Annotated in this window: 17 protein-coding genes and 3 pseudogenes; 8 read left to right on the top strand and 12 right to left on the bottom strand. The window is 62.6% G+C overall.

The window, feature by feature from the left end; translation table 11 throughout:
- Positions 1 to 132: 132 nt before the first annotated feature.
- The gene (locus tag AB3L03_RS30330) at positions 133 to 1,170 is read right to left on the bottom strand and encodes a glycosyltransferase family 4 protein (protein WP_247367552.1); all 1,038 of its coding nucleotides are present in this window, start codon (positions 1,168 to 1,170) and stop codon (positions 133 to 135) included.
- 125 nt (positions 1,171 to 1,295) lie between these two features.
- Here AB3L03_RS30330 and galE point away from each other — a divergent pair, with 125 nt between their 5' ends.
- From galE to AB3L03_RS30315, 3 genes are all read left to right on the top strand, one after another.
- Positions 1,296 to 2,309: a UDP-glucose 4-epimerase GalE gene (galE, locus tag AB3L03_RS30325; protein WP_368507605.1), complete on the top strand. Its 1,014-nt coding sequence runs from the start codon at positions 1,296 to 1,298 to the stop codon at positions 2,307 to 2,309.
- Positions 2,310 to 2,426: 117 nt separating this feature from the next.
- On the top strand, positions 2,427 to 4,229 hold the full coding sequence (locus tag AB3L03_RS30320) for an ABC transporter ATP-binding protein (protein ID WP_368507604.1): 1,803 nt from the start codon (positions 2,427 to 2,429) through the stop codon (positions 4,227 to 4,229).
- A 35-nt stretch (positions 4,230 to 4,264) separates the two neighbouring features.
- Positions 4,265 to 4,966, top strand: coding sequence for a fumarylacetoacetate hydrolase family protein (locus tag AB3L03_RS30315; RefSeq protein WP_368507603.1), 702 nt, complete (start codon positions 4,265 to 4,267; stop codon positions 4,964 to 4,966).
- Positions 4,967 to 5,030: 64 nt separating this feature from the next.
- Here AB3L03_RS30315 and AB3L03_RS30310 read toward each other — a convergent pair whose 3' ends face one another.
- Positions 5,031 to 6,371 carry an MFS transporter gene (locus AB3L03_RS30310; protein ID WP_368507602.1) on the bottom strand — a complete coding sequence of 447 codons (1,341 nt, stop codon included), beginning with the start codon at positions 6,369 to 6,371 and terminating at the stop codon, positions 5,031 to 5,033.
- Between the two features lie 140 nt (positions 6,372 to 6,511).
- Positions 6,512 to 6,970, bottom strand: coding sequence for a nuclear transport factor 2 family protein (locus AB3L03_RS30305; protein ID WP_368507601.1), 459 nt, complete (start codon positions 6,968 to 6,970; stop codon positions 6,512 to 6,514).
- Positions 6,971 to 7,100: 130 nt separating this feature from the next.
- Here AB3L03_RS30305 and AB3L03_RS30300 point away from each other — a divergent pair, with 130 nt between their 5' ends.
- Complete coding sequence (locus AB3L03_RS30300) at positions 7,101 to 7,715, top strand: hypothetical protein (RefSeq protein ID WP_368507600.1); 615 nt, start codon at positions 7,101 to 7,103, stop codon at positions 7,713 to 7,715.
- Here the strand turns inward: AB3L03_RS30300 and AB3L03_RS30295 are convergent.
- The 3 genes from AB3L03_RS30295 to AB3L03_RS30285 form a co-directional block, all read right to left on the bottom strand.
- A complete protein-coding gene (locus AB3L03_RS30295; RefSeq protein ID WP_368509092.1) occupies positions 7,649 to 8,614 on the bottom strand; it encodes an aspartyl/asparaginyl beta-hydroxylase domain-containing protein in 966 nt (321 codons plus the stop codon). The genes AB3L03_RS30300 and AB3L03_RS30295 overlap by 67 nt on opposite strands.
- Positions 8,615 to 8,714: 100 nt before the next feature.
- Positions 8,715 to 8,870 (bottom strand): hypothetical protein, encoded by a 156-nt coding sequence (locus AB3L03_RS30290; protein ID WP_247338248.1) that lies wholly within the window; start codon positions 8,868 to 8,870, stop codon positions 8,715 to 8,717.
- Between the two features lie 146 nt (positions 8,871 to 9,016).
- Positions 9,017 to 9,940, bottom strand: coding sequence for a LysR family transcriptional regulator (locus tag AB3L03_RS30285; protein ID WP_368507599.1), 924 nt, complete (start codon positions 9,938 to 9,940; stop codon positions 9,017 to 9,019).
- A 214-nt stretch (positions 9,941 to 10,154) separates the two neighbouring features.
- On the opposite strand from AB3L03_RS30285, the gene AB3L03_RS30280 reads away from it, so the two are divergent.
- Positions 10,155 to 10,865 carry an SDR family NAD(P)-dependent oxidoreductase gene (locus AB3L03_RS30280; RefSeq protein ID WP_368507598.1) on the top strand — a complete coding sequence of 237 codons (711 nt, stop codon included), beginning with the start codon at positions 10,155 to 10,157 and terminating at the stop codon, positions 10,863 to 10,865.
- A 138-nt stretch (positions 10,866 to 11,003) separates the two neighbouring features.
- On the opposite strand, the gene AB3L03_RS30275 is transcribed toward AB3L03_RS30280, so the two are convergent.
- Positions 11,004 to 12,470, bottom strand: coding sequence for a flavin-containing monooxygenase (locus tag AB3L03_RS30275; RefSeq protein ID WP_368507597.1), 1,467 nt, complete (start codon positions 12,468 to 12,470; stop codon positions 11,004 to 11,006).
- Positions 12,454 to 12,893 (bottom strand): annotated as a pseudogene (locus AB3L03_RS30270) (carbamoyltransferase C-terminal domain-containing protein). The gene AB3L03_RS30275 and the pseudogene AB3L03_RS30270 overlap by 17 nt, the downstream one beginning before the upstream one ends.
- A gap of 104 nt (positions 12,894 to 12,997) precedes the next feature.
- Between AB3L03_RS30270 and AB3L03_RS30265 the strand changes: the two are divergent.
- Complete coding sequence (locus AB3L03_RS30265; RefSeq protein ID WP_368507596.1) at positions 12,998 to 13,381, top strand: acyltransferase family protein; 384 nt, start codon at positions 12,998 to 13,000, stop codon at positions 13,379 to 13,381.
- A gap of 958 nt (positions 13,382 to 14,339) precedes the next feature.
- Here AB3L03_RS30265 and ahcY read toward each other — a convergent pair.
- From ahcY to AB3L03_RS30250, 3 genes and pseudogenes are all read right to left on the bottom strand, one after another.
- A complete protein-coding gene (gene ahcY / locus AB3L03_RS30260; RefSeq protein ID WP_007601979.1) occupies positions 14,340 to 15,761 on the bottom strand; it encodes an adenosylhomocysteinase in 1,422 nt (473 codons plus the stop codon).
- A 122-nt stretch (positions 15,762 to 15,883) separates the two neighbouring features.
- Positions 15,884 to 17,080 carry a methionine adenosyltransferase gene (metK, locus tag AB3L03_RS30255; RefSeq protein WP_204511798.1) on the bottom strand — a complete coding sequence of 399 codons (1,197 nt, stop codon included), beginning with the start codon at positions 17,078 to 17,080 and terminating at the stop codon, positions 15,884 to 15,886.
- Between the two features lie 60 nt (positions 17,081 to 17,140).
- A pseudogene (locus AB3L03_RS30250) lies at positions 17,141 to 18,497 on the bottom strand (hypothetical protein).
- A gap of 172 nt (positions 18,498 to 18,669) precedes the next feature.
- On the opposite strand from AB3L03_RS30250, the pseudogene AB3L03_RS30245 reads away from it, so the two are divergent.
- Both AB3L03_RS30245 and AB3L03_RS30240 read left to right on the top strand, forming a co-directional pair.
- Positions 18,670 to 20,384 (top strand): annotated as a pseudogene (locus AB3L03_RS30245) (caspase family protein).
- A 541-nt stretch (positions 20,385 to 20,925) separates the two neighbouring features.
- Positions 20,926 to 22,011 carry an acyltransferase gene (locus tag AB3L03_RS30240; protein WP_085348718.1) on the top strand — a complete coding sequence of 362 codons (1,086 nt, stop codon included), beginning with the start codon at positions 20,926 to 20,928 and terminating at the stop codon, positions 22,009 to 22,011.
- A 94-nt stretch (positions 22,012 to 22,105) separates the two neighbouring features.
- Here AB3L03_RS30240 and AB3L03_RS30235 read toward each other — a convergent pair whose 3' ends face one another.
- Positions 22,106 to 23,224, bottom strand: coding sequence for a cobalamin-independent methionine synthase II family protein (locus AB3L03_RS30235; RefSeq protein WP_085348719.1), 1,119 nt, complete (start codon positions 23,222 to 23,224; stop codon positions 22,106 to 22,108).
- Between the last annotated feature and the right edge of the window lie 7 nt (positions 23,225 to 23,231).

The raw sequence follows: 23,231 nt of genomic DNA, 5'->3' as shown, positions 1-23,231 counted from the left end.
GCCCGACGAGTCAAATCGACTTCGTAAAATCCGCAGCTTCGGGATGCCGGGGAAGCCATTGATTTCGTTGGCCTCGGCTACTGTGCATGGGGTTGTTTTCGAGTTTTTTTGTTTGCTGCCCTGAAGGCGATGTCAAAGCAGCGGCCGATAGACGTCCCCGATCCGTGACGCCTCCGCATCGAGACTGAATTGCGCGAGCACCCGTGCCCGCCCGCGCTCGCCCATAGCGATCGCGGCGGCCACGTCACGCATCAGCGGTTCGACCGCTGCAGCCAGCGCGTCCGCATCACCGGTCGGGATCAGCACGCCGGTCACGCCATCCTCGACCACGAGTTCGGCCGCCCCGGCGCGCGCGGCGACCAGCGCGCTGCCAGCCGCCATCGCCTCGATCAACGTCAGGCCAAAACCTTCGTTGCGCGAGGTGAAGGCGTAGATCGTCAGCCGCTGATACCAGCGCTGCACGTCTTCGATCGGCAGCTCGCCGATGATGACGATGCGCGATTGCAGGCCGGCGGCCTCGATCCGCTTCTTCAGGTCGTTTGCAAAAACGGTTTGCTCCGGTGTGACCTGGCCGACGATGATTGCGGTGAAATCCGGAAAGCGCGGCAGCAAGCGGCACATCGCATCGACGAACACATCGGTGCCCTTCTGCGCGCGTACCCGGCCGAAGCAGCCGATCGCATAGCGGCCCGGCAACGCGGTTTCCGCGAAGGCAGCAGTGCGGTCGAGCGGCGGCGCATAGACGGCGGTGTCGACGCCATGCGGAATCACCGTCGCCTTCACCTTCAGGAACGAGGCCGAAAGATCTGATGTCGCGATGATCGCGTCCATGCGCCGGATCAGCCAGCGCGTGATCCAGCTATGATGGCGCTGTGCCGCCGAGGTGAAGACGAGCTTGAGCGGCCAACCGAGCGCGCGCAACAGCACACCCGCGATCATCTCGTTGTTGCGGCGCGCGTGCCAGATCAGCGGCGCCTTGCGGCGCCACAATCTCAGGAGATCGGCACCGTTCAGGCGCGCGATCCCCTCCGGCGCGTCGGAGCCGAACCACGCGGCGCGATAGAGCTTTGCCAGCCGCGGCGCCACCATCCGGTTGGTCGCGGTGACCCCGGAATAGCGCCTGTGCAGATTTGGCACGATCACTTCGAGATCGCCTGGGGAATTCGCCACGCCACGCTCCGTTTCGAAAGTCCCTATACGCAACATTAAGCATAGTGACCAGTTCAGCCGCGCCGACACCCACTCTTCACCACGTAAACGTTAGCTTGGAGCGTTGATCGAGGACGGGTGAGATCATGACTGTGCTTGTCACCGGCGGTGCCGGCTATATCGGAAGCCACACGGTTCTGGCGCTGGCGGAAGCCGGCGAGGACGTCGTCGTGATCGACGATCTCTCCACCGGTTTCTCGTCCTATCTGCCCGAAGGCGTGCCGCTGTTCATTGGCGATGCCGGCGACGAGAACCTGCTCGAAGGCGTGATCGCCCAGCACAACATCGAGAGCATCATCCATTTCGCGGGCTCGGTGGTCGTGCCGGATTCGATGCGCGATCCGCTCGGCTATTACCGAAACAATTTCACGACCGCGCGCAACCTGCTCAACGTCGCGGTCAAGCGCGGCATCGACCGCTTCATCTTCTCCTCGACCGCGGCGGTCTACGGCGATCCGGACCAGGTGCCGGTGCCCGAGCATGCGCCGACACGGCCGCTGTCGCCCTACGGTTCGTCGAAGCTGATGACCGAGATCATGCTGCACGACGTCGCCGCCGCCTACGGCATGCAGTACGTCACCCTGCGCTATTTCAACGTCGCCGGCGCCGATCCGCAGGCGCGCATTGGATTGGCCACCGTCGGCGCCACGCACCTGCTCAAGATCGCGGTGGAAGCCGCGACCGGCCAGCGCGCCAAGATCGACGTGTTCGGCACCGACTATCCGACCCAGGATGGCAGCTGCATCCGCGACTTCATCCATGTCACGGACCTGTCGCAGGCGCATCGCTCGGCGCTCGCTTATTTGCGCAACGGCGGCGCCTCGACGACGCTCAATTGCGGCTATGGCCGCGGCTACTCGGTGCTGGAGACCATCGACGCGGTGCGCCGTGTGTCGGGCCGCAGCTTCGCCGTACAATACGCCCCGCGCCGGCCCGGCGACATCATGACCATGGTCGCCGACACCAGCCGGATCCGGGGCCTGCTCGACTGGAAGCCGCAATACGACGACCTCGAGACCATCGCCGCGCATGCGCTGGCGTGGGAGGACAAGCTGTTCCGCGAGCGCCACGGCGAGCTCCGCCACGCCGCCTCGGCCTAGATTCCATTCCAGCGCAAGCCCTAATTGGGCTTGAAAAGCGCTGGCTTAGCGGGCACAGAGGCCGCTCGATCCCTGACGCGCGGGCAGGCTTATTCCTGTGCCGTCAATGGACTGCGGATGGCTCAGTTTCCAAAGAAAATCACCGACGATCCCTATGCGGCAGCGGTGCTGATCTGCCGCCTGGTCACGGAACAGGGCATCATCTACTGGCGGCGCTACCTCGTCGCCTTCGCGCTGATGGCGCTTGCCGCCGGATCGACCGCGGGCGCGACCTACGTGCTCGGCCAGGTCATCAACCAGGCCTATGTCGACAAGAACATCCCGGGCATCGCGATGTTCTCGGGCATCACCGTGATCCTGCTCTTCATCAAGGGCGTGGCGACCTACGGCCACATGGTGATCCTGACCAAGATCTCCAACGCCATCCTCGCCACCAACCAGCGCCAGCTGTTCGCCAAGTTGATGCGCGAGAGCGTCGGATTCTTCTCCGAGCGGCATTCGTCGGAATTCCTGGCGCGGCTGACGGCCGGCGCGAAGTCCATCACCGATGTCCTCAGCATGCTGGTCAACGCCGTCGGGCGCGACCTCATGATGCTGCTCGCCATGATCGGCGTGATGGTGTGGCAGGATCCGGTGATGTCGTTCATCGGACTCGTCGCCGTGCCACCGGCGATGCTGGTGCTGCGCAAGCTGGTCAAGCGCATCAAGGGGCTCGCCTACAACCAGTTCACCGGCACCGCCGACATCCTGGAGACGATGCAGGAATCGCTGCAGGGCATCCGCACGGTGAAAGCATTCACGCTCGAAGACACCATGCAGACCCGCATCGACGAGAACATCGCGATCGTCGAGCGCAACGCCAACAAGATGGCTCGCGTCGCCAACCGCTCCAATCCGCTGATGGAGATGCTCGGCGGCTTCGCGGTCGCCGGCTGTTTGCTTTACGGCGGCTATAGCGTAGTCGCCCTCAACGCCACGCCCGGCGCGTTCTTTTCCTTCATGACCGCGTTCCTGATGGCGACCGAGCCGGCCAAGCGGCTGGCGCGGCTCAACATCGACCTCAACAGCCAGCTCGTTGGCGCCCGCATGCTGCTGGAAGTCGTCGACAGCCCCGCGAGCGAGCATTCCGACGACGACAAGCCGGCGCTGAAACTGTCGACTGCGCGCATCGAGCTGCGCGACGTCAGCTTTTCCTATCGCAACGGTGAGACCGTCCTCAATCGCATGAGCTTTGTTGCCGAGCCCGGCAAGGTCACTGCGCTGGTCGGCCCCTCCGGCGGCGGCAAATCGACCGTGCTGGGGTTGCTGCTGCGCTTCTACGAGGTGACGCAAGGCGACATCGTGATCGACGGCCAGTCGATCGGCGCGGTCTCGCGAAAATCGCTGCGGGCCCAGACCGCCTATGTCGGTCAGGACGTCTATCTGTTCCGCGACACCATCCGCAGCAACATCGCGTTCGGCCGCGCGGGCGCGACCGAAGACCAGATCATCGACGCCGCCAAGGCGGCCTGCGCGCATGATTTCATCATGGGCTTCCCGCTCGGCTACGACACGCCCGTCGGCGAGCACGGCACGCAGCTGTCCGGCGGCCAGCGCCAGCGCATCGCGGTTGCGCGCGCGCTGATCAAGAACGCGCCGATCATCCTGCTTGACGAAGCCACCGCCGCGCTCGATTCCGAGTCCGAGCGGCAGGTGCAAGAGGCGATCGAGCATCTCTGCCAGAACCGCACCACCATCGTGATCGCGCACCGCCTGCACACCATCATGCACGCCGATGCGATCCTGGTGGTCGAGGGCGGCGAGATCGTCGAGCAGGGCCGGCATGACGAGTTGCTCCGCCGCGGCGGCCGCTACGCCTCGTTCTTCCGCCTGCAACATCACGACGCCGGTGCTCTGGCGCCGATCAGCGCAACCGCATAGAGTTCCCTTCACCTCAAGAGCAGCGAGATCGCACCATGAACGCCGCCCCCTACGTCATCCCGCTTCCGACCCAAGCTTCGCTTCCCGTCGTCGGGGAAAGCGGCCGTTATCCCGTGCGCCGCATCTGGTGCGTCGGCCGCAACTATCTCGAGCACATCCGCGAGATGGGCAATGACGAGCGCGCCCCGCCGTTCTTCTTCGCCAAGCACGCCGACATGCTGGTGCCCGACGGCGCCACCATTCCCTATCCGCCGCTGACCAAGGATCTCCATCACGAGGTCGAGCTGATCGTCGCGATGAAGAGCGGCGGCCTCAACATTCCCGCCGACAAGGCGCTCGACCATGTCTACGGCTATGCCGTCGGCATCGACCTGACCCGCCGCGACCTGCAGATCGCCTCGCGCAAGAAGGAGCGTCCGTGGGAGGTCGGCAAGTCGTTCGACTATTCGGCGCCCTGCTCCGCAGTGCAGCCGGCATCGAAGATCGGCCACCCCGCCAAGGGCAAGATCTGGCTCACGGTCAACGGCAAGGAAGCGCAGAAGGGCGACCTCACAGAGCTGATCTGGAACGTGCCCGAGATCATCTGGCAGCTCTCGCAGCAGGTGAAGCTCGCCGCCGGCGACATCATCATGACGGGCACGCCGGCCGGCGTGTCGCAGCTCCAGCCCGGCGACAAGCTCGAATGTGGCGTCGACGGCGTCGGCACGCTGAAGGTGAGCATCGGTCAGCCGGAATAAGGCTGAGCTCGAGATCACGGGACAGCGAAGCCCCGGGCATCGCGTCCGGGGCTTTTTTGCGGATTCAAGTTCGTCGCTCGTACGCCCCCGCGGCGTTGATGTCCTTTCCCGTGTAATCGGTCATCATCGCGGTCGCCACCAGCGTCACGACCGCGCAAATCGCGATGTAGATCGCGATCGCGGTCGCCGAGTGGAACGTGCCGTACAGCCAGGTAGCGATCAGCGGTGCGGGGCCACCGGCGATCACGGATGCGAGCTGATAGCCTAGCGAGGAGCCGCTGTAGCGCAGGCGTCCGGTGAAGCTCTCGGCGATCAAGGCGGCTTGCGGTCCATACTGCATGTCGTGCGGAATCAGCGACAGGATGATCGCGAGGAAGATGATGGTCAGCGACCCCGTATTGAGCATGGCGAAATAGACGAAGCCGAAGATGCCCGTCACGGCAGCGCCGAGCATATACATGTTCTTGCGGCCGATCTGATCGGAGATATGTCCGCACAGCGGGATCGACACGAACGACAGCACCGAGGCCGAGAGCACCGCGGTCAGCAGGAAGTCGCGCGATACGTGCAGGGTGCCGATGCCATAGGAGAACACGAAGGCCGTGAAGATGTAGAACGGCGCCTGCTCCGACATGCGCGCAAAGGCAGACAGTAGGATCTCCTTCGGGTATTCCCGGATCACCGTGAGCATCGGCGTGCGATCGACCTGGCGTTCGGCCACGAGCTTGGAGAACACCGGGGTTTCGAGAATGCCGAGCCTGATATAGAGGCCCACGCCGACCAGGATGATGCTGAGCGCGAAGGGAATACGCCAACCCCATGCCAGGAACTGATCACCCGCCATCTGGCTGAACACCAGCACGGCAAGATTGGCGAGGAAAAGCCCGCAGGGCACACCGAACTGCGGCCATGATGCGATCAATCCACGGGATCGGTCGTTGCGCGCCCATTCCATCGACATCAGTACCGAGCCGCCCCACTCACCACCGACTCCGACGCCCTGAATGAACCGCAGCACGGTCAGGATCACGGCGCCCCAGATACCGATGCTGGCATAGGTCGGCACCACGGCCACCGCAGCGGTCGCCAGTCCCATCAAGAGCAAGGTCGCGATCAGCGTGGATTTACGTCCGATGCGGTCGCCATAATGCCCAAAGATTGCCGCGCCGACGGGCCGCGCGGCGAATCCGACCGCGTAGATCGCAAACGCCTCCAGCGTGCCGACCCAGGGATCGGAGTGAGGGAAGAAGAGCTTTGCGAAAACCAGACCCGTGACGGTGCTGTAAAGAAAGAAGTCATACCACTCGATCGCAGTCCCGATTGTGGAGGCGATCACGGCGCGGCGAAGCTGGCGCTGATGCTCGGGGACGGCAAGTCGGGTGGCGTCGAGATCAAGGGTTGCCATGGGAGCGCATCCTCAGATAGGCCCCCGCTTGCGTGGTTTCACCTGTTATTGTTGCTGAAAAAACGACATTGGGTTCCAAGGGTTCCAACCGAGTTGGAATGAGAGGGTAAAACTTTAGTCGGCCCGCAAGCCCGGCGGCACTACCAAGCCTTCACCGGCCGATCGGCGTGGCTTGTCTGCGGCACACCCCGATTGAGCGACATGTGGGAATGCACACATAGCCAAGCATCGCCATATCCTGAAAACACCATCGTGGCCCGGCCGGGGCGTGGAAACGCGCTGCCGTCGGGATGATAGCCCGTGCTCGTCCACGGCACGACCACGGTCGCTATCGTGCCATCGGACGATGCCAGGACCGAGGCCTGGTTGATGACGAAACGGAAGTCGGACGTCTTCGGCCACACGTTGTCCCATTGCGTGGTGACCCATTGGTCGAGGCCGGGAATGACGTCATTGTGCGTGCCGAAGGCCAGCACTTGCGGATGGAAAAGCGGCCGCGCCGAAGCATAGTCGACCTCGCGGACATAGCCCGCGAAGGTCTCCAGCCAGTGCTGAAAGAACTGCGTGATCACGGTATTCGCGGTCGGCAAAGAGACCATCGTCTGCTCCATGTTCGCAACTCAATCGCGGCAATCTTTGTTGCCATGAGGCGAACCGTCCAGCAAGATATGTGGAGAGCACCGGTGGAGATCGATCGACCAGCCGGGCCGATTTCATGGAGCCAGACTCATGAGACGCCTTCTCCTGCTTGCAGCCACGCTTATCGTCTCGTGCAACGTTGCCAGCGCGCAGTCCGTTCAGCCCTATGCCGGTCTTGAGCATCGCCCCATCAAGGCGCTGTCGCAGCAGCAGATCGACGATCTTCGAGTCGGACGTGGCATGGGCCTGGCACTTGCCGCCGAGCTCAATGGATATCCCGGTCCGAGCCATGTTCTCGAGTTCGGTGATCGGCTTGACTTGACCGCGGATCAGCGCATCCGGGTTCAGCGCCTCTTCGATGCCATGAAGCAAGAGGCGGTCCCGCTAGGTAACAAGCTGGTCGAGCAGGAAACGGAGTTGGACCGCCTCTTCTCCGCCCGCGTCGTGACGTCGGAGTCACTCAAGGCGGCCCTCGTGGCCATTCGGAAACCCAGGCACTGCTCCGCGAAAGCCACCTCAAATACCATCTATCGACAACCGCCCTGCTCGATCAGAGCCAAATGCAGCGATACGCGGAGCTGCGCGGTTACCAACGCCCTGATGACTCCGAACAACACAAGCACCGTCACTAAAGGCGATCACCGCAATGCCGACAGCACGATGAGACCGAGGATCAGCGCCGTCAGCGAATATTTGAGCGTGTAGTAGACGTTGCGATTCCATTCCTTGACCTTGCGGCTCGCAAGATGGATCTCATAGAGCTTGCCGAACACCTTGTTGAGCAGGCCGACGCTCTCGCCGTCGACGTTCTGGGTTGCAGAGGCCTTGACGATGTGGTGGCTGACCCAACGGTTTATCGCGGTCATGAAGCCGTATTTCATCGGACGCTCGACGTCGCAGAACAGGATGATGCGGTTGACGTCGGTGGCATTCTCCGCACTGTGGATGAAGGTCTCGTCGAACATAAAGGCCTCGCCGTCGCGCCAGACGCATTCGACGCCGTCGACCAGGATGCGGCACTTGTTCGAGTTCGGCGTGACAAGACCGAGGTGGTAGCGCAGCGAACCGGCGAAGGGATCGCGGTGGGCGCCGAGCTTGCCGCCCGGCGGCAGCATCGCAAACATCGCACCATGCACGCTCGGAATGGAGTTGAGCAGCTCCACCGTCTTCGGGCACAGCGTGCGCGCCGAAGGCAGGAAGTCATCGTACCATTTCAGGTAAAAGCGTTTCCAGCCGCTCTTGAAGAACGAATAGAAGCCCCAATCGTTGTTCTTCGCCGCCGCGCGAATGAAGCCTTCGTCGAACAGGCGAACGGCCTCGTCGCGAATGGTCTCCCAATTTTCGCTGAGGGCTTTCAGCTCCGGAAACTGCTCCACCGGGATCACCGGGTTGTTCGGCACCGCCGAGCCCGCGTACATCAGCACATTGTAGGGCGCGAGATAGGTGGAGTGGTCCCCGAGCTGGCGCGCTAAGCGCAGCCGCTGCTTGCCGCGGAAATGAACGTAGATCGTCGATGCCGCCAGCACATAGAGAATGACGAGTTGCGGCGCAAAAGCTGTTTTAACATCTCCCCCGTTCCCCGGTGATTCAACCGGGGACGTGATCTATCCCGACGCGGCCCGAGCGGCAAGATATTCGCCGGTGGGTTGCAATCACGCTCCGGAGATCATCAGGGCTGGGAACTTGAGGCCGAACCGAGCCGAATCAGGCCCGTGACAGGGCCTGGAGGCCCTTGAAGGTCAGGCGCTTGGGGTCGGTGACGCCGGCAAGATACAGGCGGCGGATGAACGCGATGACGGCGGCGCGGTCGCAATCGGTCAACGCGACGACGGCGTCGACCGCGATTCTCTGGGCTTCCATTGGGCTCACCTCGGCCTTGCAAGTAACCCCGGCCGAGACAGGCTAGGAGTCCGCGGTTAATCCGGCGTTAACCGTTCGGGCAACATGGCCGATTCACCCGACCCGCCGTATACGCAAAACAACGCATTGCCCGTGCCCGCAGCGGCTCACCGGGCAGTGATGCCGTTCTTGAGCCGAGCAAACTGTTTCTTCAGCCGCGGCACCGCAAAGTCCGTGAAGGTCCGCACCTTCGGTACCGAGAGCCGGCCCTGCGGACAGATCAAATGCGCGGGCATCTCGGGATCCTCGTGGCCGGCCAGGACGATCTCGAGTTCGCCGCGCGCGACCTGCTCACCTACCCGGTACGAATACATTCGCGCCACACCGCGGCCGGCGACGGCCGAGGCCACCGCCGCATAGGTGCTGTTGACGACGAGCCGCGGCGTGAACTGCACCGTGCGGGCGGCCGACGACCCGGCCTGCGGTGCAAAGGTCCAGGAATTGGGAAGGTGCGCCATCGCGACGATCTGGTGCTTGGCGAGGTCGCCGGGCTCGGTGATGCGCGGGTGCTGCTTCAGATAGCGCGGTGATGCTACCACGACGCGGCTGATCTCGCCGACCCGCATCGCGACCATTGCCGAATCCGCGAGATGACCGATGCGAAGCGCGACGTCGACCCCCTCCTCGATCAGATTGACGGCGCGATCGAACAGCAGGAGTTTTGCCGAGACGGTCGGATAGGCATCGAGAAACGGATCGAGGATCGGCCGCAGCACCATCTCACCCGACACCACGGGCGCAGTGATCGTGAGCAAGCCGCGGGGCGCCGTGCGCGGCCCGGCCGCGATGTCGTCGGCCTCCTCCAACTCGGTGAGCACGCGGCGACAGACCGCGACATAGCGCTCGCCCTCCTCGCTCAGCTTGATGGAGCGTGTGGTCCTGTGCAGCAGCTCGGCACCGACCCGCTGCTCCAGGAAAGCAATGGCGCGGCTCACCGCCGCCGGCGAACGGCCAAGCTTGCGGCCGGCGGCGGCGAGGCTGCCCTCGTCCACCGCAAGGACAAACACCTTCATCGCATCCAGACGATCCATAGGTTTCCCGCCAGCCCATCGAGCTCCGACTGCAAGCTAGGCGTTCGCTCCCGCTGCGACAACCACCGCCGGGAGCCGGTCCGGCATTCGTTCGCGCTGCGAAAGAGTGTCTGCCGGACAACGCGTATTCGCAGCCGGCCCGCTGCGGCGTACCTCATCGACTAAGTCAGCCGCTGCTGGCGCAGGTTCTGAAAGCCAACAACAGGAGCCCATCATGGGTATCGAACAGAAGGTTGCCATCATCACCGGTGCTTCGCAGGGCATCGGTGCCGCCCTGGTCCAAGGTTTTCGCGATCGCAACTATCGTGTCGCCGCGACGGCGCGCTCCATCAAGCCGTCGGGCGATGACGATGTCCTCGCCGTTCCCGGCGACATTTCCGAGAGGGCCACGGCCGAGCGCGTGGTCTCGCATGCCATCTCCCGCTACGGCCGCGTCGACACGTTGGTCAACAACGCGGGCATCTTCGTCGCAAAGCCGTTCACGCAGTACACGGCGGAGGACTATGCGGCGGTGATGGGCACCAACGTCGCGGGCTTCTTTCACGTCACGCAGCTCGCCATCGCCGAGATGGAGAAGCAGGGGTCGGGCCACGTCATCCAGATCACAACCACGCTGGTCGACCAGGCCAATTCGAACGTGCCCTCGGCGCTGGCCTCGCTGAGCAAGGGCGGCCTGAACGCCGCGACCAAGTCGCTCGCGATCGAATATGCCAAGCGCGGTATCCGCGTGAACGCGGTGTCACCCGGCATCATCAAGTCGCCGATGCACCCCGTCGCGACGCACGCCCAGCTCGATGCGCTGCATCCTGTCGGCCATATGGGCGAGATGTCCGACATCGTCGATGCCGTACTTTATCTCGAGAGTGCCTCCTTCGTCACCGGCGAGATCCTGCATGTCGACGGCGGCCAGAGCGCCGGCCACTGAACGCAGCCGCGCCTTCGCGTGCGCGAGGACGACATGGCAGACGCAGATGCCAAGCAGCAAGTCCGCACCCGACCGCATCAGCGGTCGGGTTCGATATCAGAGACTTCTTCACGGTAAGCCTGGCGATATACGTCGCGATCAGGAGTACCGCATCACGCCGTCGTCGATCCGGCCGAACCGCAAGGAGACGATGTCGAGCGCGTAGTTCTGGTAGAGCCGCCACGGCTGCTTCGAGCCTTGCTTCGGCATCTTCGCGACCGAGCGCTGCACATAACCCGAGGTGAAATCGAGCGACGGCTGCGCGGTAATCGTGGGATCGTCATTATGCGGCATGCACTGCCGGAAATTGTGCCGGTCCATGTAGTTGATGAGCCGACAGACATATTCGCAGGTGAGGTCGCATTTCAGCGTCCATGATGCGTTGGTGTAGCCGAACGCGGAAGCCATGTTGGGCACGTCGGCATACATCATGCCCTTGTAGGTCAGCGTGTTGGCAAAATCGACGACGCGGCCGTCGACATTAACCTCCAACCCGCCGACCACCTGGAGCACCAGCCCCGTCGCGGTCACGATGATGTCCGCCGCAAGCTCGCTGCCGTCCTTCAGGCGGATACCGTCGTGCGTAAACCTGTCGATCTCTTTGGTGACCACCGAGGCGCGCTTCTCGCGGATCGCCTTGAACAGATCGCCATCCGGCACGAGGCAGAGCCGCTGGTCCCAGGGATTGTAGCGCGGCGTGAAGTGGGTCACGACGTCGTAGTCGGGGCCGAGCGCCATCTGCACGCCCTTGAGAACCAGATCCTTCACTTTCGCAGGGCGGCGCCGACTGAGCTGGAAGAAGAACATCCCCCACATCACGTTGCGCCAGCGGATCAGGTGATAGGCAAGCCGCGTCGGGAGATTGCGCCGCAATTTGTTGGCGACGGGATCCTGCGCCGGGCGCGACACCACATAGGTCGGCGAGCGCTGGAGCATGGTGACCTGCGCGGCCGACTTGGCGAGCTCCGGCACCAGCGTCACCGCGGTCGCGCCCGAGCCGATCACGACGACCCGCTTGCCGGCGCAGTCGATGTCGTCGGTCCACTTCTGCGGATGCACGATGCGGCCGGCGAAATCCGCTACGCCCGGAAACTCCGGCGTATATCCGGCCTCGTATTTGTAATAGCCCGAGCACATGAACAGGAAATTGCAGGTGAAGCGCACGAGTTCGGTCGCGCCCTCGCCGGTGATGCGCTCGGCCTCGACCGTCCAGAGCGCCTCATTCGTCGACCACGCCGCACGCTTGACACGATGGTGGAAGCGGATGTGCTTCTCGATGCCGTTCTCGGCCGCGGTTTCGCGAACGTAGTTGAGGATTTGCGCACCGTCGGCGATCGCCTTCGGATCGGTCCACGGCTTGAAGGAATAGCCGAGCGTGAACATGTCGCTGTCGGAGCGGACGCCAGGATAGCGAAACAGGTCCCAGGTGCCGCCGATGCAGTCGCGGCCTTCGAGAATGACGTAGCTCTTGCCCGGGCATTTGGTCTGAAGATGGTAGCCCGCGCCGACGCCGGACAGGCCGGCACCGACGATCAGCACGTCGAAATGTTCAGACAGGCTGGTCATCATTCCCCTTCACGCCGGGCCGAACTGAACCCAACTGCAAATCGGTGGCTATCCGGCTCATTTCGAGCAAACTGTAGGCGCCAGTCGAAATATACCATGGCTTAGCGGGCGGGAATAAGCGTATCTCCGCTCGAGCAGTGGACGGCAATGGCGGCAGTTGATCTTCCTTGAGCAGAACGATGTTACCGATCACGAGGACATCCATCTCGCAGTTCATGAAGCAGCGATACGCGTCCTCGGGATTGCACACGATGGGCTCGTCACGGACGTTGACGCTGGTGTTGACAAGAACGCTGCTGCCGGTACGAGCCTCAAATTCGCGCAATAGACGGAGAAGCGCGGGTTGGTTTCGGCATGCACCGTCTGCACGCGAGCGGAACAGTCGATATGTGTGACCGCCGGAATATCGCTTCGCGGGCGCATTCAGCTTCTCGATCCCCTGCAAGGCATTTGCTAGTCACCCACGGAATGGGTCTTTTCGGACCTGCACGATTTGGAGCATGTAGGGACTTATGCTAGTCGGAGGCATGGGACAAGGCAATCCGAGGCTCCCGGGGCTTCAGGCGGCTCGCGCACTCGCGGCGCTGAGCGTAGCTTATTTTCATTCGTATATTGCCCTTCGTGCCTTCCCCGAATCGGCACAAATACCGATAGGTCCGCTCAAAGATTGGGGCTATCTGGGCGTCAATTTCTTTTTTGCTATCAGCGGCTTTGTGATCTGTCTGGTTGCATCAAAGCCGACGTTTTCTCCGATTTCGTTTGCCATCAAGCGCGTGTTTCGGCTGTACCCGAAGTATTGGGTCGCAATGGCTGCGGTCGCGTTCTTGATAGCCATCGGCAAGTATCGCCCCGAGCCAATCGGGCATTTTCTCTATTCAATGACGTCCGCAAAATGGGGCGCCGGCCTATGATGTAAGTTGGACGCTGGAACGCGAGTTAGTATTTTACGCGCTTGCCACTTTCATCGTGCCTCTGGCCGGCCTCCGGGGGCTTGGCGATTGCGTTGGCGTCCCTTGGCGTCGCGGGCTGGTATTTCGGGAATCCGTGGAGCTGGCACCTCGTATCGACCACGCAAATAGACTTTCTCTGCGGTGTCCTTGTTTTCCTTGCTCATGATTGGTTGCAGCGCTTGGGTGCAATCGCCCCGATTGTCTTTGGATCGGCGCTACTCGCGTACACGCGGTCTCATGACTTCCCCTTTTCCGTATCCCTTTGCATGGGCATTATCCTGCAAGGCATAATTAGCTTGCGCCTTCCTTGGGACCGCCGTCCATTTCGTTGGATCATACAAGCCGGCGACGCTTCCTATTCAATCTATCTGCTGCACTATGTGACATTCGTTACGATGGTCTATGCCGCTGCCTGGATCGGCCTACCCGATTGGATGTGCGAGCCATGGCGATACATCACGCTGATCGTATGTTGCTTAGTGTCCTATGCGACGTGGAAAATCATTGAAGCGCCCTCCAACAGATTTGCGGCGAATATAACACGACAAGCGAAACGTCCCTTGGTTGAGAGTAGTGCAGCCGCCCGTTAGAAACGCCGATCTTGGTCAGGGCTGTCGCAATGTGCCTATCAGCAGGGGCTACGCGTCTGCGGTCAATGTCCGGCGGGGCGAGGCTGACTTTAGATGCTGGCGACTTTTCGATGATGGTTCTCTCCCTATCTCTGCTAAAAAGATCGCAGCTATATTGGGTGCGCCGACTGCCGCCATGCCCACCGTCAAACCGCGACGCGGATAAAATGAACCAGACCGCTATCAAGATGGTGTGGTGCACGAGATAGAGGGAGAAGGAGTAGTCGGCCGAACGGCGACAAAAAAAGCCCCGGATCGCTCCGGGGCCTTTATGTCGCAAGAGTGTGCGCTCAGTACCGGTAATGGTCCGACTTGTACGGACCTTCCTGCTTGACGCCGATGTAGTCGGCCTGGTCCTTGCGCAGCTCGGTGAGCTTGACGCCGATCTTGGCGAGGTGCAGGCGCGCGACCTTTTCGTCGAGCGATTTCGGCAGCACGTAGACTTCCTTCTTGTACTTGCCGTCCTTGTTGTTGGCGAAAAGCTCGATCTGCGCCAGCGTCTGGTTGGTGAAGGAGGCCGACATCACGAAGGACGGATGGCCCATCGCGTTGCCGAGGTTCACGAGGCGACCTTCCGACAGCATGATGATGCGATGCTTGTCGGGGAACTCGATCTCGTCGACCTGCGGCTTGATGTTGGTCCACTTCAGGTTACGCAGACCTGCGATCTGGATCTCGTTGTCGAAGTGACCGATGTTGCAGACGATGGCGCGATCCTTCATCGCGCGCATGTGCTCGATCGTGATGATGTCCTTGTTGCCGGTCGCGGTGACGAAGATGTCGGCGCGGGGCGCGGCGTCTTCCATGGTCACGACTTCATAGCCTTCCATCGCCGCCTGCAGCGCGCAGATCGGATCGACTTCGGAGACCATGACGCGGCAGCCGGCCTGGCGCAGCGAGGCGGCCGAACCCTTGCCGACGTCGCCGAAGCCCGCGACCATCGCGACCTTGCCGGACATCATCACGTCGGTGCCGCGGCGGATGCCGTCGACCAGCGATTCACGGCAGCCGTAGAGATTGTCGAACTTCGACTTGGTGACGCTGTCGTTGACGTTGATGGCTGGCCATAGCAGCGTGCCGGCCTTTTGCATGTCATAGAGACGATGCACGCCCGTGGTGGTCTCTTCGGAAACGCCCTTGATGCTCTTGGCGATCTCGGCGAAGTAGCCCTTCGGCTTCTCCTTGAGCTGCTTCTTCAGCAGCGCGAAGAAGACTTCCTCTTCTTCCGAACCCGGCTTGTCCAGGAACTTGGTGTCGCCGTTCTCGGCGCGCAGGCCGAGATGGACGTACATGGTGGCGTCGCCGCCGTCGTCGAGGATCATGTTCGGGTGACCGCCGCCGTGCCAGTCGAACAGCTTGGCGGTGTAGTCCCAGTACTCGGTAAGGCTCTCACCCTTGACGGCGAATACCGGAATGCCGGCGGCTGCGATCGCCGCCGCGGCGTGGTCCTGCGTCGAATAGATGTTGCAGGAGACCCAGCGGATGTCGGCGCCGAGCGCGGCCAGCGTCTCGATCAGCACGCCGGTCTGGATCGTCATGTGCAGCGAGCCGGCGATACGCGCGCCCTTCAGCGGCTGCTTCGGGCCGTACTCCTCGCGGGTGGCCATCAGGCCGGGCATCTCGGTCTCGGCGAGCGAGAGCTCCTTGCGGCCGAAATCGGCGAGCGAAATGTCCTTGACGATGTAATCGGTGAAGCCGGGCTTCGCGTTCATTGCGGGCGTCCTGTTGTTGAATTGGTCATCCCGGGTCACCCTGGAGGGGCGAGCCCGGAATCTCGAGGCGATGGAAGTACCGGGTTCGCCGCTGTCGCGGCGCCCCGAAATGTCGTCGGTGATCAGACCGCGCGCTTGAGCGCTTCGACGAGATCGGTCTTCTCCCAGGAGAAGCCGCCCTCGTTGTCGGGAGTACGGCCGAAATGGCCATAGGCGGAGGTGCGCGCGTAGATCGGGCGGTTGAGATCGAGATGGCTGCGGATGCCACGCGGGGTGAGATCCATCGCCTTGGCCGCGGCCTTCTCGAGCTGATCCTCCGACACCTTACCGGTGCCGTGGGTGTCGATGTAGATCGACAGCGGACGCGCCACGCCGATGGCGTAGGCGAGCTGCAGCGTGCAGCGGTCGGCAAGACCGGCCGCGACGATGTTCTTGGCGACATAGCGGGCAGCGTAAGCCGCGGAGCGGTCGACCTTGGTCGGATCCTTGCCGGAGAACGCGCCGCCACCATGCGGAGCCGCGCCACCATAGGTGTCGACGATGATCTTGCGGCCGGTCAGGCCGGAATCGCCGTCGGGACCGCCGATGTAGAACTTGCCGGTCGGGTTGATGTGCCAGATGGTCTTCGCCGTGATCCAATCCTTCGGCAGCGCCTCACGCACATAGGGCTCGACGATGTCGCGAATCTGCTTGGACGAGATGTCCTCGACCAGATGCTGGTGCGACACCACGATCTCGCGCACGCCGACCGGCTTGCCGTTCTCGTACTGCACGGTGACCTGGCTCTTCGAGTCCGGGCCCAACACCTTCTCGCGGCCGGAGTGCCGCGCTTCCGAGATGAGGCGCAGGATCTTATGGGCGTAGAAGATCGGCGCCGGCATCAGATCGGGCGTCTCGTTGGTGGCGTAGCCGAACATGATGCCCTGGTCGCCAGCGCCCTCTTCCTTGACTTCGCCCGGCTGCAGCGCATCGACGCCCTGCGCGATGTCGGCCGACTGCGGATGCAGCAGGATCTCGATGTCCGCCTTCTCCCAGTGGAAACCTTCCTGCTCGTAGCCGATGTCCTTAATCGCAGCGCGAACGACGCCTTCGATCTGCTCGTTGGTGACGGATGCCGGACCGCGGGTCTCGCCGGCGATCACGACCTTGTTGGTGGTCGCGAGCGTTTCGCAGGCGGCACGAATTTGCCAGGGATCGATGCCGGCTTTCGGTCCTTCGCGGTAGAACAGATCGACGATCTCGTCGGAGATCCGGTCGCACACCTTGTCCGGATGGCCTTCGGACACGGACTCGCTGGTGAAGAGATAGGACGCGCGCATCAGTAACCCCTTGTTCCGCCGCTAGCTGGCGGGCGTTGCGATATTTAGCTTTGAATGATGTCAATCACGCCGGCGCGAGATGACGTAGGATCTCGTCGAGAAACCAGAGCCCATTGTACTTTCGCAGCACGTCCCTGGCGGCGTCCAGAGTGCGGCCGTTTTGAGTCATTTCCGTCAACCGGTCGTCCTCAATCTGAGCCACATACACCGCCGCATTCCAGGCTGCAAAGGCCGTCGAGGTTCCGATGGTGCCCGTCACCTCGTTGGGCAGCGCTTCCATATCATACCTGAAGATCGAGCGGTTATCTGCGTAAGCATTAAAATTTAAGTCGCGGCCCACCGAGCCGAGCTCGTACTTCACCGCGCGCAATAGCTCATGACGGCTCACCGAGAAAGGATTTTCTCCGGGCCAGATTGCCTGGATCATCTCCATGCCCGGATCCTGGCCATGGGAGTGAATACCGATCAGGCGGCCGCCTGCCCGCAAGGCCCGCGCCAGGGGCGCTATGATGCGTTTTGCCCTGAAATTGACCGAGGACAGCGCCCGGTATGGCTGGGATGCGATAACGAGGTCGAAATTGGCCTCGGCCTGGCCCGGCCGTGGAATGGTCGAATCGAGCAGAAAACGCTGATCTTCACGGTAGAGCACCAGCACGACAGGCCGCTCATAGAGCGGCATCCCCGTGCGCGGGCTGACCGCTGCGCGCCAGTTCTGCTCCAAAAACGGCTTCAACTCCGCGATTTGGGTCTCGAACTCACCGGAGGAAGCACCCCGCAGGGGAACCTCGTGCCAGACGGTGGCGGCGGCGGCCGCGGGCGATGCCGGCGCGAGCCACGGCGCCTCCGCGTAGAGCATGTTGGTAAAAACGAACACCGAGGCCGGGTGCTCGAAAATGCGATCCGGCACCTTGTCCAGCGTCAGGCGGAGGTCCTCGAGACTGAGCTCCTTGCCGGCGACATAGAACGGCATGTGCGGAAAGCGCTGGTGCATCGAGCGCAGCACGCGCGCCAGTACCGTGCCGTCGCCAACGCCGGCATCGAACACGCGCAGCGCCGGGGGCCGGGGATGGATGCTGGCAAGCTCCAGCGCCACGCGCTCGGCGACCACCCGCTTCTCACTGCAAGTGTGGACGAACAGCAGGTATTTCTGCCGGTTCTCGAAAAAGCGGAAATTGCCGCGCGGATCGCGCTTTTCCGGGGGCACCTGAAGCCCCCGCGGCGTCGGCACGCCGCCGGCCATCGATGCAGCCATGTAGGCCTGGATCCGGTCCAGGGTATCGATCGTGATACGTTTGCCCTCGCGCAAGCGGTGCACGAGCTTCCCATCGTTCACCGCGCGCCGGCCGAACGTCGACTCCGCCATGTCCGCCTTACGGCAGAACTCGGTGATTTGGCTAAGGATTTCGTCATTCTTCATGGAGTGGGACGCAGTGGGCAGAGGGATTGGGTACTGCCTCCTAGCAAAATCTGCCCACCGAGGGAATAGCGATAGAGCCACCCCTGTTTGCCGTTTGTACAACAGGGAGCCGTGAACCACCTTCCCCTGCCGGGTAACCAACAGACGCCTCTCCTCTACGGGACCACCGCCAATGCGTCGCCTGCTCGTCGCGCTCTGCCTGCTCGCTGCAACCCTGTGGTCGGCGCCAGCTTTTGCGCAGGCGCGCAACCAGCTTGGGCCGCTCTGCACCACCGACACCATGCCGGCAGACCAGATGATCGACGCCTGCAGCAAGATCATTTCGCTGAACGTTTTTAAAGGCGAGCAGCTCGCGACGGTCTACTTCTGGCGCGCGGTGGGCTGGAATAAGAAGGGCGATTACGCCAAGGTCATCACTGACGCCACGGAAGCGATCCGGCTCCAGCCGAGCCAGGCAGTCTACAATCTACGCGGCTCGGCGTATTACGACAGAGGCGAGTACGAGATCGCGGTCGCTGATTTCGACGATGCGCTGAAGCTCGGCCCGCCTGACGGAACCATCTTCCACAATCGCGGTAATGCCTGGCGCGGCAAAGGCGATTACGCCAAGGCGATCGCCGACTACGACATGTCGATCAAGGCCAATCCAAAATCGGCGTTCTCGTACCAGAACCGCGGCATCTCCAAGGAGGCGCTCGGCGATCTCGACGGCGCGCTGACCGACATCAACCAGGCGATCCGGCTCGACCCGACGCTGCCGCAGCCGCTGATCAACCGGACCGCGATCTGGCGTGTCAGAGGCGATTACGATCGCGCGATTGTCGACGGGAGCGAAGCGCTTCGGCTCGCGAAAGAGAAGCCGCCCGTCAACATCATGACTCCGCCGAACAGCGTGCTGATCTCAGGCTACACCCATCGCGCGCTGGCCTATGAGGCGAAAGGGGATTACGCGCACGCGAGCGACGACTACAAGGCGACGCTGGCGATCGCGGCGTCCGATGCCGGCAGCAAGGCCAATCAAGCCACCGCAAAGGTGCGGCTGTCGCTGATCACCGACGCAAGCACACCGATCCCGCGCGATGCGCCGTCACCGACCGAGCCGGCAAAGGCACCGGCTCCCCAGCAGACCGGTGCCGCGCCGCCCCCTCGCCTGCTCCGGCCGCGCGCGGCACGCGCATGGCGCTGATCATCGGCAATGGCGCCTATTCGCATGTCAAGGCGCTCCCCAATCCGCCCAATGACGCGCGCGCCATTGCCAGGGCCTTGCGCGATATCGGCTTCACGGTATCAGAAGGCGTCGATCTCGACCGCGCGGCGATGCAGAAGATGACGCGTGACTTCTTGCGGGAAGCGGCGCGGGCGCAGGTCGTATTGGTCTACTATGCCGGCCACGGTGTGCAGGTCGACGGCCGCAACTATCTCATTCCTGTCGACGTCGAACTCAAGCCGGGCGCGAGGATGACGGACGCGATGATCGACATGGACACGATCATGGCCGGCCTCGACGACCAGGTCCGCACCAACATTTTGATCTTCGATGCCTGCCGCAATAATCCGATGGCACAGCAGGTCGCATCAGCCGGCACCAACCTCGCCATCGAAGCTGCCTCGGGCCTCGCAGCGCCACCGAGCCTGGGCGCCGGCGCGATGCTCGGCGCCGGCACGCTGATCGCTTTCGCCACAGCGCCGGGCCAGGTCGCTCTCGACGGCGAAGGCGCCAACTCGCCGTTTTCCGCTGCCCTCTCCCGCCACATCGGCACGCCCGGTCTCGAGGTGCAGCAGATGCTGACACGTGTGCGGGCGGAGGTGGTTTCGACCACGAAGAGCAAGCAGGTGCCGTGGTCGAACTCGTCGCTGCTGGGAGAGGTCTATCTGGCGGAGAAATGATGCGAATTGGCATCGTCCCGGCAAACTGCCTTTACCCTGGCGAGCGTAGCATCCGGGAACAAGCAGTCCCGCACATCGCGAGGCTCTTGCGGCCAAAGTTGCGGTTTTGATCCTGCTGACATCCCGCGCCGACGCGCCAAAATTACAACAGCGCGCGAGATAGTCGAACGCAACCTGCGGCTGCTCTTTCCCACAGCCTATCGTTGTCTTATAATGACTGCACCACCGACCAGGCGGTGGACTGGTTGCTGGGGAATTCTGTGAGAAAATTCGTTGCCGCCGCCGGCATCGTCCTGTTTGTCGTGTTCGGATTACAGCCGGTTTTCTCACAAGGCGCTCCGCCCCGCAGCTCCTCGGCGCGTGGCGATATGATCCGCATGCACCCGAGAACGTCGCCTATTACGGTGTCCCGCTCCAGACCAAGCTCGAATATGGCGGCGCCTATCTCGCGCTCGCAGCCTTGCTCGCGGTCATGACCTACGATGTCCACGAGATGCTGGGATCAATGATGCGGCAGAGGTAGCCGAAGGCCGTATTCATCATGCCGAAAACATTGCCACTGCCGGAGGCCCGGAAGCTCCTGGGATTGGAGGGCCTACGCTTCCTTGCGACCCTCGCCGTGCTGTTATGGCACTATCAGCACTTTGCCCTTGTCGCCGAGCCCGCCGTCAAGCTCACCAGAAGCGAGCTGCCGTTCTACCGCGTTCTGTTCCCTTTCTATGAGGCCGGCGAGTACGGCGTCTGGTTCTTCTGGTGCATCTCGGGCTTCATATTCTTCTGGAAGTATCGCACCATTATCGCCGATCGCACGGTCGACGGCCGAAGCTTCTTCGTGAACCGGCTGTCGCGCCTCTATCCGCTCCATATCGCAACGTTGCTGCTGGTCGCGGTGCTGCAACCGGTCTATTTCGCCCAGCATGGAGTCTACTTCGTCTATCCGAACAACGATCTCCCGCACTTCCTCGCACAGCTCTTCATGGCGAGCGACTGGCTGCCGCCGCGCAGCGAAAGCTTCAACGGGCCCATCTGGTCGGTCTCAGTCGAGATTATGGACTATGCGACCTTTTTCATGGCGTTGCGCTTTGTAACGGCATCGCCGCTGTTCAATTTGGTCGTGATCCTTGCCTCGATCACGATCGGAACGCAGGTCGGGACCAGCCTCGCCTTCTTCTATGCAGGCGGACTTGCCGCCATGGCCCGGCAGGCCGTCGTCGATTCCGGGCATCGGCGGACATTGGAAGCAACGGCCGCGTTCGCCGCCATCGCAGTCCCGGCGGCGATCTGGCTGGCGGGCATCGAGCTCGCCCCGGCCGCCGGACCGCTGCTGCTGATCTATACACCGATCCTGCTGTTCTGCTGTTCCGGCCAACTCACCTTGCCGCGGCGGGTCCAGGCACTACTCGAGATGGCCGGCAATATGACCTATTCCTGCTATCTTCTGCACTTCCCGATTCAGCTCGCCATCGCACTCGCCTGCGTGGCCATGCAGCGACCGATTCCCTACGGCGACCATCTGTTCTGGGTGGCCTTCGTGCTGCCGACACTCGTGGCCTCGCACCTTACCTATCGCTGGTTCGAGGCGCCGGCGCAGCGCCTGATCCGCAGTACCCTTCGACGCAAAAAATAAGCGGGGCGGACAAGTCCGGCCCCGCTCTGATGTCGCGGATCGAGCAGCTTTGACACAATGCGTCTCGCTTACGCAAAGACGCGGCTGCACCCGATCACTGCCCCCACACTTCCTTCGCAATCTCGACCGCGAGGCTGAGCTTGGCCCACTGCTCCTCCTCCGAGAGAATGTTGCCTTCCTCGGTTGAGGCAAAGCCGCATTGCGGGGAGAGCGCGAGCTGCTCCAGCGGGGCGAACTTGGCGGCTTCCTCGAGACGCCGCTTGATCGCGTCCTTGTTCTCGAGCTCACCGAACTTCGAGGTGATGACGCCGACCACGACGACCTTGTTGCCCTTGGGCAGGAAGCGCAGCGGCTCGAAACCACCGGCGCGGTCGCTGTCGTATTCGAGGAAATAGCCGTCGTAATTGGTGCCGGCGAGCATGGTCTCGGCAACCGGCTCGTAGCCACCTGAAGAAATCCAGGTCGAACGGAAATTTCCGCGGCAGACATGCGTCGTCACCACCATGTCGGCGGGCTTCTCGGCCAGCGCGTAGTTGATGACGCGCGCATAGATCTGCTGGAGACCCTCGGGATTGTCGCCCCGCTCGCGCGCCTTCTGCAATTCGTCCGGCGAGCAGAGATAGGCCCACACGGTGTCGTCGAACTGGAGATAGCGGCAGCCGGCGTCGTAGAACGCCTTCACGGCCTTGCGGTAGGTCTTGCCGAGGTCTTCGTAGAAGGCATCGAGATCGGGATAGACGTCCTTGGAGATCGCCTTGCGGCCGCCACGGAAGTGCAGCACCGCCGGCGACGGGATCGTCATCTTGGCGGTGACGTGAGCCTGGTCGGCAACCTTCTTCAGGAAGCGGAAGTGATCCAGCATCGGGTGGTTATCGGGGAAATCGAGCTTGCCGATCACGCGCACCGCGTCGTGCCGGGTCTCGACGCCCGCAAACTGGATGCCGGTGTCGGGGTGAAACATTTCACAGCCGGTGAGCTTGGCCAGGAAATCGAAATGCCACCAGGAGCGGCGGAATTCGCCGTCGGTTGCGAGCTTCAGGCCGAGCGAAGCCTGCTTATGCACGACCTTCTCGATCTCCAAATCCTCGATCTTGCGCAGATCGTCGGCCGAGATCTCGCCCTTCTCCAGCCTGGCGCGGGCTTCCTTGATCTTGGCGGGACGCAAGAGGCTGCCGACCTCGTCGGCGCGGAAGGGGGCTTTGGTTCGCTGCATTTCTTAC

The sequence above is a fragment of the Bradyrhizobium lupini genome, from assembly GCF_040939785.1.
In the GTDB taxonomy this organism is placed as follows: domain Bacteria; phylum Pseudomonadota; class Alphaproteobacteria; order Rhizobiales; family Xanthobacteraceae; genus Bradyrhizobium; species Bradyrhizobium canariense_D.
This window is presented reverse-complemented; position numbering and strand designations above follow the sequence as displayed.

Bases quoted from the DNA above. Each gene is read 5' to 3' on its own strand.
- ahcY (WP_007601979.1), bottom strand. From the start codon at position 15,761: ATGAACGCGAAGCCCGGCTTCACCGATTACATCGTCAAGGACATTTCG.
- galE (WP_368507605.1), top strand. From the start codon at position 1,296: ATGACTGTGCTTGTCACCGGCGGTGCCGGCTATATCGGAAGCCACACG.
- AB3L03_RS30315 (WP_368507603.1), top strand. From the start codon at position 4,265: ATGAACGCCGCCCCCTACGTCATCCCGCTTCCGACCCAAGCTTCGCTT.
- AB3L03_RS30265 (WP_368507596.1), top strand. From the start codon at position 12,998: ATGGGACAAGGCAATCCGAGGCTCCCGGGGCTTCAGGCGGCTCGCGCA.
- AB3L03_RS30320 (WP_368507604.1), top strand. From the start codon at position 2,427: ATGGCTCAGTTTCCAAAGAAAATCACCGACGATCCCTATGCGGCAGCG.
- AB3L03_RS30300 (WP_368507600.1), top strand. From the start codon at position 7,101: ATGAGACGCCTTCTCCTGCTTGCAGCCACGCTTATCGTCTCGTGCAAC.
- AB3L03_RS30290 (WP_247338248.1), bottom strand. From the start codon at position 8,870: ATGGAAGCCCAGAGAATCGCGGTCGACGCCGTCGTCGCGTTGACCGAT.
- metK (WP_204511798.1), bottom strand. From the start codon at position 17,080: ATGCGCGCGTCCTATCTCTTCACCAGCGAGTCCGTGTCCGAAGGCCAT.
- AB3L03_RS30240 (WP_085348718.1), top strand. From the start codon at position 20,926: ATGCCGAAAACATTGCCACTGCCGGAGGCCCGGAAGCTCCTGGGATTG.
- AB3L03_RS30305 (WP_368507601.1), bottom strand. From the start codon at position 6,970: ATGGTCTCTTTGCCGACCGCGAATACCGTGATCACGCAGTTCTTTCAG.
- AB3L03_RS30285 (WP_368507599.1), bottom strand. From the start codon at position 9,940: ATGGATCGTCTGGATGCGATGAAGGTGTTTGTCCTTGCGGTGGACGAG.
- AB3L03_RS30280 (WP_368507598.1), top strand. From the start codon at position 10,155: ATGGGTATCGAACAGAAGGTTGCCATCATCACCGGTGCTTCGCAGGGC.
- AB3L03_RS30275 (WP_368507597.1), bottom strand. From the start codon at position 12,470: ATGACCAGCCTGTCTGAACATTTCGACGTGCTGATCGTCGGTGCCGGC.
- AB3L03_RS30235 (WP_085348719.1), bottom strand. From the start codon at position 23,224: ATGCAGCGAACCAAAGCCCCCTTCCGCGCCGACGAGGTCGGCAGCCTC.
- AB3L03_RS30310 (WP_368507602.1), bottom strand. From the start codon at position 6,371: ATGGCAACCCTTGATCTCGACGCCACCCGACTTGCCGTCCCCGAGCAT.